This is a genomic window from Rhodothermales bacterium, from assembly GCA_013002345.1.
Lineage (GTDB): Bacteria > Bacteroidota > Rhodothermia > Rhodothermales > JABDKH01 > JABDKH01.
Map to the genome: position 1 here is coordinate 1 of JABDKH010000057.1, position 10,324 is coordinate 10,324.

The window sequence follows — 10,324 nt, forward strand, 5'->3', positions numbered from 1 at the left end:
AACTCGTAAAACCCGAGAATGCACGCCCCAGAACACCGCTGGGCAGGACATTCAGATCGTCAGCGAACGTGACGATGTCGTTTTCGCTATTCGGAGAGATCCTGCTGCTGTCTATTTCAGCGCCGTCGTTTCGAATGTTCAAGCCCGTCGACTGTTGCCATGTGAGCAGGGCACGTTCGAACGGTGCGACGGCATCGCTGGTCGCGAAGTTGTCGCCGCCGTCCGACGTCCGCGTACTCATGCGAAGCGAGTAGCCTCCGGCACTCTTGTTGGCAAGACTCGTTCTCCACGCGTCGCCCCCAAATGAGAGCGTCAGCAGGTTGTATTCGATCGTGAGTGTGGTCGCCGATGTCGCTTGCAGGCTTGAGGCCGTCTGGACCGTCACCGAGCCGGTGCCGGCACGGGAAGGAACACGTACCTGGATCTGCGTGTCGCTCCATGAGGAAACGAGTCCAGCCGGAGCCGCTATGATTGTGTTTCCGCCGTCGTCGGCATTCGCGAAGAACACTCGAGAGTTCGTGCCACCATCACTCGTCTCAAAGCCGGTACCGTTAATCGTCAACACATCGTTCGTTCCGGCAGTGACGGAAGTCGGAGATATCGACAGAATGACCGGCACGACTCCAGACTTCGCCGCCCGGAGCTCCGCAGGCTTCGGAACAGAATAGCCTTTCATCACGAGAGGCTCGCCCGTACGCGCGACAACCGACCGGTGGAGATCCTCCTCAATGTTGGCGTACGTCGTAAACACGTCGCTGGCACGTCCGCGCACTTCGTCGTAACGCGCAAATCCCTGAACACTGGAGTACGGCTGATACGAGTTTGTGCGATTCGTTTTGCCGGTTTCACTCAGGACGGCTGCTCTTTCGGCAAAAAACACACCCACGTCACCGGGCGTAAGGTGCAGTGCCGGCTCGACCGTCTGCGCCGTGAGATTGACACGTCCGCCTGGTGTAACGACTTGTATCTGCTCGCCCTCGACCTGTCCTTTGAAGACGCGATACACGTCGACATTGCTGGCCGTAAAAATGAGCGTCCTGTCGGAATTCCAGAACGACTCCTGATCGACGACTCGTCCTTCAACAATGAGTTCGGACCGGTCTATTCGTTCTTCGAGGGGCACCTCGTACAGGGCTGCCGTCTGAGCCTGCGCGGGCGCCGCTATGAAGATCGTCAGGAGGGCGAGTATCAGGGTGGGTGAAATCTTCATTGGGCTCCTGGTGGGATTATTTCAAGAATCAAAGATCGCTTCAATCATCATCTCACTGGCGCCTCAAGCGCCATCGCCTAAAAAACGACCTTGCGAAGATCAACCGCAAGTCAGGTCCACGGGAGCGGCTACTCGGGCGATTTCGCGACGGGAGGCGTCAGCGATAAACGAATGTCTTCTGGTCGGCTCGGCGTGCGGACGTATCGCCCAGTTACCTGCAGCGTTCTTCGCCCTTTCGAGTGAGTACTGACCTGTAGCCGCACGCGTCTCACATCGACGCATCCTGAACTGGCGTCCGTTCGTGGCGGTGGCCCATGCGCATCGCCGCGGGGGCTCGTGCCGGGATTGCGATCCTTGTCCGCACCGATGTTGTCGTCCCCTTCGGTCGGCCCGCCCATTCAGCCGAAACTTCGACGACTCGGTTGGCTCTGGGCTCCGTTCATCAATGCACTAGGCTCGGAGCACCAGTGTGCCCTTGAGTTCAGGACTCAACATGCCGATTTCTTCAGTGGATCAATCGCTCGGGTCATCCCGGCTCGGATACCAGTCTTATCCAGTGGAACCATGCGACGCCTTAACATCTGCACACTCGTCCTTGTCCTGACAGCGATGGGCGTTCTACCCCACTCCTCCCCGGCCCAGGCCATCGAGGAGGTCCAGAGCGCCATCGACGTCGGCAATGAAGGGTATATGGCCGCGATGGCGAACGCCGATGCACGAGCATTCGCTGCCATCTTTGACACCGACGGTTCGCGTCTTTCCGGTGGCGGAGACGTCGTGCGCGGACGTCACGCGATCACAAATCAAATGGGGGAGTTTTTCACCCGGGTGGGCCCAATATCGGCCACCCTTGAAACCGCCGATCTCTGGGTCGTCGATTCGCTGGCGTACGAAACGGGAATCTGGTCCTACACGTTTACTCCACCGGGTGACACACGACGCACCATCGGGGGTCGATACGTTACGCTGTGGAAGCGGCAAGTCGACGACCAGTGGAAAATCTTCGCGGAACTAGGCGTGCCCGGCACCGAAAGGTAGAGGTGGAGAGCAGTTTTCACTTCCGCCACGGCCCATGTCTTATATAGAGTGAGGTCAGAGCTGGCCCTACCACCGACTCCCACCGCGCATACCCCTCCTCGTTCAGGTGAAGTTGGTCCTCCACGAAAAGTGTCGAGTCGGGCAAGCCGTCTTCGCCAAGTGTGACCGCAGCGATGTCGGCGAAGGTCAAGTTGTCGGAGCTGTCGGCCATCGTGCTAACCAGTAAGTTCGCTTTCCTCATTCTAGCCCAGGCGCTCCAACGACTGCGACTCGGCTTGATCGAGATGAACAAAACCTGCGTGTCTTTTCGCGATCCCCAGATCGACCGCAAGAAATCCCCGAAGTCTTCGGCGACATGCTCAGGCTCCTTCCCATCCCAGATGTCATTATCTCCAGCATAGAAGACGATCACACCTGGCCTATACTTCAAGGTCGTCTCGTTGATGAAGTGATTTATATCAGAGATGTGTGCACCACCGAATCCGCGATTAACGACAGGGAGGTGAGCGAACGTCCGTGCTGTCTGCCACAGACGGATGCTCGAGCTACCGACAAATAGAATAGCGCCCTCCGGAAATGAGTTTCTGGAATCCCATTCCTGGAATTGCCTGATCTCGGTCTCGAAACGGAGTGGGTCGGGATCTTCCTGTCCGACCACACAAGCCGTAACAAAAAGACACAGGAACAGAACTACTAGTGTACGTCCAGCTTTCTGCATGCTCGCGACCCTCTCTTTAGTGGCAGAACGTTTCTGGATACGGCGAAATCTCGAGCAGACGCCTGTTCAATCGCCCGCCAACAGCCACAGAATGGTCCAGCGGCCGCCCACCTTCCTGAACATCATTCGATGGTCCACCGCGCTGCCGATTACGGAAGACGGTACGTACCCGACATTACCGGAACCCAGTTCTACCTCTGACCACTGGCGGTCGTCGCCTGCCGCCGAGAGGACATACGGATTCGCAATTCGAACGATCTCGAAAGACGCCGAATCGCCAACCACCGATTCGAGATCCGGTCTGGCGTACACGGGCTCGTTCTCGGATAAAATCACACCGTAGTCGAACGGATTGTATTTATCAACGTCCCACACTGCCGTCCAGTACGGGGCCTCGAAACCGTTTCCGCCGACCCCGTCTTCCCAGAGGACGCCGCCACCTCCCAGTACTTTCGCGAGGATGCCCCAGAGCGGCGAGTCCAGGTCGCCAATCCGCCAGAAGCGGCTGAAGTCCGCCGCGCCGACGTCGCCTCCGAAGTTGCTCTTTACGTCGGGAGCCAGGTGGCGTATTACGAAGCTCGTATCACGGTTCGCAGCGGCCTCCATCAACGTCATCCGGAAGGCAAAGAACGAGGGGTCATTTGAAGCCTCATCGACGGGAAGCAGTCTGGCGTCCTGACCCACGGCGACGCTTCCAGCGCAAAGCATCGAAATGACAAGGGCCTGCGGCCATGCAACGATTCGTCTGCGGGAGATCGTGCGACGTAACATTTGAGTTCTCCTTCCACCAATATCAAAGTTCGAGCAAAACGTCGGGCGGCATGCACGAAGTCTCCGACTATCTCCATTCGTGCGCACATGCGATTTGATCCCATTGATCTGACGGTCCGTAACAGGCGATGGTTCGGCCGCGTCACTTATAGTCGACTCCGTTGACGCTGCAGCTGTAGGTGATCGACGCCGTGTGCTCGAGCGTCTTAGCGGCCGAGCAGTATTTCTCCAGGCTCAATTTGACGGCCCGGACCACCTTCCCGGGGTCAAGTTCGCCGGTGAGGTGGTACTGCACGTGTATCTCACTGTACGGAGTAGCATCTGCGACCGGCGTTCGCTCACCCGATACTTCTACCCGGAAAGTGTCGATGATCTGGCGTGACTTGTTGAGAATCAACACGACGTCCATCCCGCTACAACCGCCGAGCCCCATTAGCAGGAGTTGCATCGGACCGGACCCTTTCGGCTCACCGTCACGGTCAGGAATACTATCCATGTCGACGGTACAACCGACCTCGTTGGTGGCTCGGAAGTGAAAAGTATCGTCCATGCGTTCGACGGTGACAGACGTCATGCGCTGAGTCCTCTCTGGTTAACCGGGTAGGTGGATTGTCTGTGATGCCTGCCAAAAATACGACTGGAAGGCGGGGTTGTCTTGCGTGCAACACAGAATGCCGGAACGTGCCGGATGCACGTCCACGGTTCAGTCGCCCGTGTGCTCTGCGGAAGGCTCGACCGGCCGGTCGCCCTCCTTCTCGTCGAGGAGGGTCAGGAAGCTACCGGCATGATGAATCGCGATTCCGTAAAACGCCGGATGCGTCATCATTTCAGGGAGCGCCTGGTCCATGACGGCGCGCATCCGGTTTGCACCGAGGGTCGCAAACGAAAGCTTGCTGCCGGGAACGGGAATCCGGCGCTTGACGGGCCACCAGTGTGCGTCCGCGACGCTTGCTCCCGGCAAGGTTGATATCCGCCTGTTCAAGGGGCCGACGTCCTTGCTGCTGCCGACGACTGCGACATGAACGCTGTCACCTGCCGGTACCATAACGACGACATTGCTCGCATCGCCTGCTTTCGGAAGGCCATGCGCGGGCGTACCCTCGATCTCGATCAGTTCCTCGTCCGGAAGAGGGTGGGTCTCTATCGCCACAAGAACTGCCTTGCCTTGCTCCGAGGCGTACTGGAGCTCTCCGGCCGAGTGCCTGATTACACCATCCGCACCGTACGCGGTCGTCCGGTAGGCCATGATCGCGACTTCGTCAACAAGATCTATGACGTGGTGGCTCACCGGTTTGCGCTCACCGTGAAACGTGGCCCAGACGGGTTCGCCAGAGTATCGCCCATTTGCGTCATACCAGAATGGGATGTCGACGCCAAAGACAAGACCCGCCTCACGTGTCCGCGTGGCGATCGCCTTCGTAAGCTCAAGGAAGTGTACCAGGATGGAATCCCTGGCCGGCCCATGAAAGCCCGCCAGCAGGTACGGCTCGATATCATATCGAATCCCCATGAAGCGCTCGTCTTCGGGCACCAGACGATTGTATCCGATCACGCGGTCCACGGTGCTAAGTACTCCCCGGTGATACTCAGGCAACGCGTACCTGGCGTACCCGTCCAGAGCGAACACACTCATACCTGCAGCATTCAGGGCTCCAACGAGTGGGCGCAGTCCGGCAACGTCCGGAATGATCTCACCCTGGATTCCAACCTGCGTCTTGTCGTCCGGCAGCTGCAGATAGACCTGGTCGAACCCTTCAGATTGAAGAGCGACTATTAGCGAGTCCCGCCGGTTCGGCTCTGCGATCAACTCTGCCGTGTGCCAGATCCACGTCGACTTATGAATCGGCCTGTCCGGTGTTGTGTTGCCGACCGGAACGGGGCGTGGCGGTGCGGACTCCACGTTTTCAAGAAGCGCGAGCCGCGCGATGTGAAAGGAACCGAAATTGAGAGATGTCTGCTGGAATACGAGAGATGCTAACCGCGTACGATCGATTCGATCCGGAAGTCGGTCAAGAGGCACCATCGCCAGCTGCCAGTCATCGCTGACATGGCCGGCCGGCAAAAACTCGCCGACATCACCAACAGGGAGTGAATCTTCCCGGCGCTCCCAGGCAGCATCCGCCACGTTCAGCTGGACCCCAACGCTCTGGCTTCCGCGGATCCAAAAACTCAGAAACCGGAATCGACCGAGATCGAGGAAGACCCGGTTCTCTGGCTGTTCACCGAAATCAAACGTATGTATCCAGACGCCGCAGTACCCGTCGTCTGATCTGGAACACTCCACCTGCAGTCCCCGGACCCCGTCGGGCGCCTCTGCGATTGACACGTCGGCACGCGAGTCGCGGCTCGCGAACGAATTGAAGTAGCCACCGAAAGTGTTCCGATTGCCAGCACTGAAATCGGACACCAAAAACATACCATCGCGGGGGTGGACGACGCGGCCGTGAAACATGGCGGACGGTTTTTTCGCAGCTACGGATGTGAGAAAATAGACGAACAGTTCGTCACCGGCTGCCTGGTAACTGATGTTGAGCTGCGCCTGACGGATCGTCGAGATGTCGCCCAGACTCCAGTCCGCCCGTGCAAAGGTCGTCGACAGTATAGAGTCTGGAGCGGGCTGAGCCCCTACGGATGCGGCCGTGGACAATAGCGACACGACAGCGATCACCCGGCACAATAAGCGGCGCGCTTCCGTGCCGGCTGGGTGTCTGATACGACGGCAATCAATGGGGAGCATTTGCAGACGGACTCGGTTTGGCCGACCCGTTAGTTGGGACTTGACCTTTCCGGTATCGGCCCATTGCTCCCGGCATTTACCGTTTATCGTGTAACCGAGAGCGCGACCAGATCCCCTATCCCCTGCTTGATGTCGAGAATCTCAATTCTCCAGTGTTCGTCATTCGGCATGGCCGGCGAATAGGGCCCGGCGCATGCTCCACATTCATCCTCGAGCCACGCGAGAGCGATTTGAGACGCCCTGGTCGCTGATTCCGCGATCCGGTCTCCGGGCCAGTAGCCCCGGAGTTCGGCAAGTGCCCGCGCGAGCAGCGGAGCATTCGGGCTCTGGCGCTTCAACAGAAGCTCTATGCACGTAGCGGCGAATGCGGAATTCGTTCTGACCGCCGAAGACTCCCGCTTCCCTCCCGGCGTTTCGCCAAGCATGGCCTCGAGTACCACTGTTGCGGACATCTGGTCCAGGAACCACGACTCCGCCTCGCTGACCTCCGGCGAGCTGAGTTCTTTCGCAACGGCCTTCTCAATTCTCGTCCAATCGAACCCGCCTGTCATGACCATTCGGATCCTTTCGTATCTGCCCATCACAGAATCCAGCAGGCGTATGCGAGCAGCACGAGCCTCTTCCGAATCTCCGCGGTAATTCTCCGCTCCCACGAACTCCATTCTACCGAGTGGCCTGGAGATCGACTCGGCGCCGGGATCGTACTTCGCCTGATCATCAATGAGTGGTTTCTCGCACGCGGCGAGCCCAATCAGCGCGGCCGCCAGCAATACAGTCTTCGACATATGGACTCCGTTCGAGTTAGACAGAAATGACACGAGCATCACCTCAGGGGCATCCACCGAATCGCCCGGAATAGAAAGAGAACGTGTTACCACCGTCGCATGTGGCGAGTGCATCGCCGGTGCCGTCCTCGTGATCCCAGATATAGTACACGCATCCGTATGCCTCATACAGACAACTGGGCGGTACCGTCACCGCTCGAGCAGGTACGACAGCTAGCAAAACGAAGATCAGCACGACCGACAGCATACAGGACTCCTCCCAGCTCGTGGAATGATGATACCCTTCGGGGCACGCCCGGGTAGATAGCGAATCCGGGAAGCCTGCAACAATTGAGTACACGCCGACATCACGTCCATGCAATTCGGGCTGCACCGTACGCCTGCACAGCTGGCCGCAACCTATGACGCCGTACTCTTTCCCGGGCGAGATGACTTACCGACGGCTGCAATCCGCAACGCGGAACGGACACCCGTCGCCGCACGCTGGCATGCACCACAACGCCGGCCGGCTGCGAGCGGCGCGCACGACGTCCTGCCTCGCGACACACCGGCGGAGGCCCTATCTCGTTCCAACTGCCCTGTTAGATCGACTCGGCGAGTTCGACGAATCTCTTATAAGGAACTGCCACCCAGCTTTCGGCCTGGAAGGCCCCGCTCGAAAGGCTGATCATGGAGACTTTCGCAGCCGTCTCCTCGTCGGGGGCCTCGTATATGTCCAGGAAGTCGAACGGCCCGAGCAGGGCATAGTGGGAAATGAATCTGACTTCCGGACATTTGGCCTTCACTTCATCCAGCCAGGCACGGCCAAGGTCGGCGCGATCCTTCACGCGCCGCGACAGCTCCGGCGAAAGTTTTGTCATCAAGATGTAAGTCTGCATCGCCACGCACGGTTATTTGTCGGTGACTTCACTCTACATGATTATCCGCACCGCTGGAAACAGGGGATTTCGATAAACATCGTGGGGGACCTGCCTACCTGCCTGGGGCCAAATCGCGGGGACGACGGCTGCCCGTCCAGCAGCAAATGATCCTTCGTCGAAGCGAATGATATTGCCACCCGATTAGGCGATATTGGTCTGGCAATCCGCTCACATCCATCGCCCGATGTACCATGAACCTCGCGCCGTTCCGAACAGCTCGCAGTCACAACGTCATCGTCCTTCTCGCCGCCCTGTCATTCACGGCCCTGTCATGCTCCGGACCGGCCACGGACAGGTTCACGACACGCGGTCAGGACATCATCGACCCGGCAACCGGTCAACCGACGCTGCTCACGGGATTAGGACTTGGCGGCTGGCTGTTGCCAGAGGGCTATATGTGGGGTATCCGCACGCTCGACCGGCCGCAGCAGTTCGAGGCGGCTATCGAGGACCTCGTCGGCGCGGAAGACGCCGCCGAATTCTGGCGGCTGTATCACGACAATTTTGTGACGGCCGAAGACTTCAAGGCGATGCGTGCGTTCGGGGCGAACTCCGTGCGGATCCCGCTGCTGGCGTCGCAACTTCAGCCGCGAGATGAACAGCCGGACGAGCCACCCTTTGTCTACTCGCCGGAGGGATTTCGATTCCTCGACAGCGTCGTCGTGTGGTCCGATCGATATGACCTGGGTGTCATCTGGGATATGCACGGTGCTCCGGGAGGCCAGAACGCTGAGAACATTTCGGACAGTGACGGCGAGGCGCGACTCTGGACCGAGAAAGACCGGTACTGGCCGCGGCTTATGGATCTCTGGTATCAGATCGCCGACCGCTACGCCGGCAAATCCACCATCATCGGTTATGACCTGCTGAACGAGCCGCTTCTTCGTCGCTACGACGGAGTCGACCCTGCACTGCTCCGAGAGCTCTACGTCGCATTGACCGACACGATTCGTACCGTCGACGCGGAGGGGCTCATTTTCATAGAGGGAGACGACTGGGCCCAGGAGTTCAGCATGCTGGAGCCCATGGATTGGGATCCACATCTTGTGATCGCATTTCATTCCTACCCGCCGACCTCAACCGCCGCCGGAATGAAGCGCTGGGACGACCTGCGCAACAAGTACGACATACCGCTGTGGCACGGCGAAACAGGTGAGCAGAACCCGCCCTACGACGGCAACCGGCGCGCCACAACCTTCCTGAACTCCGCAAATGTCAGCTGGAACTGGTGGACACACAAGAAGCTCTCCCGCCGCACCCAACCGTGGCTCTGCCCCAAGTCCGACGGCTTTCAAAAGATTCTGGACTACTGGATGGGCCGGGCCGATCGCCCGTCCGCGGAAGACGCAAGGGAATGGCTGTTTGACATGGCACGAAAGACCCGCAGCGACTACTGCGATTTCAGTCCGGAAATGGTGCGTTCGCTGCGGCCGCTGGATCCCGACTCCTACATTTCGCAGCGCGAGCCGATCGCGCCGGAGATCTTCAGGCAGCCAACGGGCAGAACCGTAGAGGTAGGCTACCCTGCCACCCTCACCGTGCAGGCCCGCGGATTCCCGCTGACGTATGAGTGGACACGCGACGGGGATGTCATTCCGGGCGCATCCGGTCCCATCCTGTCCTTCGTCCCCGCGTCGGCTACGGATGCCGGGGTATTCGTGGTTCGCGTCTCCAATGCGCTCGGTTCTGTGGAAAGCACGCCCGTAGCGTTCACGGCCACGCCGTTCACGGGACCACGCTCCGTGCGGGCGACGCGACCTCCCGTGATCGACGGGCAACCGGATGACATATGGTCGACTGCGCCGATGCTGAAGATTGCACGGCCTATCTCCGGTGTCGCGCCTGCCTCCGACGACCTCTCCGCCGACCTGCGCATCCTCCACTCGGATTCGCATCTGTACCTTCTCATCGACGTGACCGATGGTGTACGCGTCACGACGGATCCCCGCGACTACCACAACGACGGCATCGAGGTCTATCTCGATGCGGACAATAGCAAGGGTGTCGACTATGACCGGGACGACTTGATGATCCGACTGAATCTCGGACAGAAAATGACGGTTCATCGGGGCGAGCCGGCAGACGGGATCGAGTGGGCGGAGATGGACGGACCGGACGGATACCGCATTGAGGTCGGGATACCGT

The 10,324-nt window shown here is 59.2% G+C and carries 10 protein-coding genes; 2 read left to right on the forward strand and 8 right to left on the reverse strand.

What is annotated here, in order from left to right:
* A partial coding sequence (locus HKN37_02540; protein ID NNE45520.1) for a hypothetical protein occupies positions 1-1,210 on the reverse strand: 1,210 nt, incomplete at its 3' end.
* Between the two features lie 564 nt (positions 1,211-1,774).
* Between HKN37_02540 and HKN37_02545 the strand changes: the two genes are divergently transcribed.
* Positions 1,775-2,248: an SgcJ/EcaC family oxidoreductase gene (locus HKN37_02545; GenBank protein ID NNE45521.1), complete on the forward strand. Its 474-nt coding sequence runs from the start codon at positions 1,775-1,777 to the stop codon at positions 2,246-2,248.
* 16 nt (positions 2,249-2,264) lie between these two features.
* Here HKN37_02545 and HKN37_02550 read toward each other — a convergent pair whose 3' ends face one another.
* The 7 genes from HKN37_02550 to HKN37_02580 all read right to left on the reverse strand — a co-directional run bounded on the left by HKN37_02550 (position 2,265) and on the right by HKN37_02580 (position 8,137).
* On the reverse strand, positions 2,265-2,966 hold the full coding sequence (locus HKN37_02550) for a hypothetical protein (protein ID NNE45522.1): 702 nt from the start codon (positions 2,964-2,966) through the stop codon (positions 2,265-2,267).
* 66 nt (positions 2,967-3,032) lie between these two features.
* Positions 3,033-3,737 carry a hypothetical protein gene (locus HKN37_02555; protein ID NNE45523.1) on the reverse strand — a complete coding sequence of 235 codons (705 nt, stop codon included), beginning with the start codon at positions 3,735-3,737 and terminating at the stop codon, positions 3,033-3,035.
* Between the two features lie 142 nt (positions 3,738-3,879).
* Positions 3,880-4,311, reverse strand: coding sequence for an OsmC family protein (locus HKN37_02560; GenBank protein ID NNE45524.1), 432 nt, complete (start codon positions 4,309-4,311; stop codon positions 3,880-3,882).
* A gap of 129 nt (positions 4,312-4,440) precedes the next feature.
* The gene (locus tag HKN37_02565; GenBank protein NNE45525.1) at positions 4,441-6,393 is read right to left on the reverse strand and encodes a hypothetical protein; all 1,953 of its coding nucleotides are present in this window, start codon (positions 6,391-6,393) and stop codon (positions 4,441-4,443) included.
* A 164-nt stretch (positions 6,394-6,557) separates the two neighbouring features.
* A complete protein-coding gene (locus HKN37_02570; GenBank protein NNE45526.1) occupies positions 6,558-7,259 on the reverse strand; it encodes a hypothetical protein in 702 nt (233 codons plus the stop codon).
* Between the two features lie 43 nt (positions 7,260-7,302).
* The gene (locus HKN37_02575; GenBank protein ID NNE45527.1) at positions 7,303-7,632 is read right to left on the reverse strand and encodes a hypothetical protein; all 330 of its coding nucleotides are present in this window, start codon (positions 7,630-7,632) and stop codon (positions 7,303-7,305) included.
* Positions 7,633-7,840: 208 nt separating this feature from the next.
* Positions 7,841-8,137 carry a GYD domain-containing protein gene (locus HKN37_02580; GenBank protein ID NNE45528.1) on the reverse strand — a complete coding sequence of 99 codons (297 nt, stop codon included), beginning with the start codon at positions 8,135-8,137 and terminating at the stop codon, positions 7,841-7,843.
* Positions 8,138-8,370: 233 nt separating this feature from the next.
* Here HKN37_02580 and HKN37_02585 point away from each other — a divergent pair.
* Positions 8,371-10,324: cellulase family glycosylhydrolase (locus tag HKN37_02585; protein ID NNE45529.1), on the forward strand; the 1,954-nt coding region annotated here is incomplete at its 3' end.

Coding starts and splice junctions, on each gene's coding strand:
- HKN37_02545 (NNE45521.1), top strand. CDS start 1,775: ATGCGACGCCTTAACATCTGCACACTCGTCCTTGTCCTGACAGCGATG.
- HKN37_02550 (NNE45522.1), bottom strand. CDS start 2,966: ATGCAGAAAGCTGGACGTACACTAGTAGTTCTGTTCCTGTGTCTTTTT.
- HKN37_02555 (NNE45523.1), bottom strand. CDS start 3,737: ATGTTACGTCGCACGATCTCCCGCAGACGAATCGTTGCATGGCCGCAG.
- HKN37_02560 (NNE45524.1), bottom strand. CDS start 4,311: ATGACGTCTGTCACCGTCGAACGCATGGACGATACTTTTCACTTCCGA.
- HKN37_02570 (NNE45526.1), bottom strand. CDS start 7,259: ATGTCGAAGACTGTATTGCTGGCGGCCGCGCTGATTGGGCTCGCCGCG.
- HKN37_02580 (NNE45528.1), bottom strand. CDS start 8,137: ATGCAGACTTACATCTTGATGACAAAACTTTCGCCGGAGCTGTCGCGG.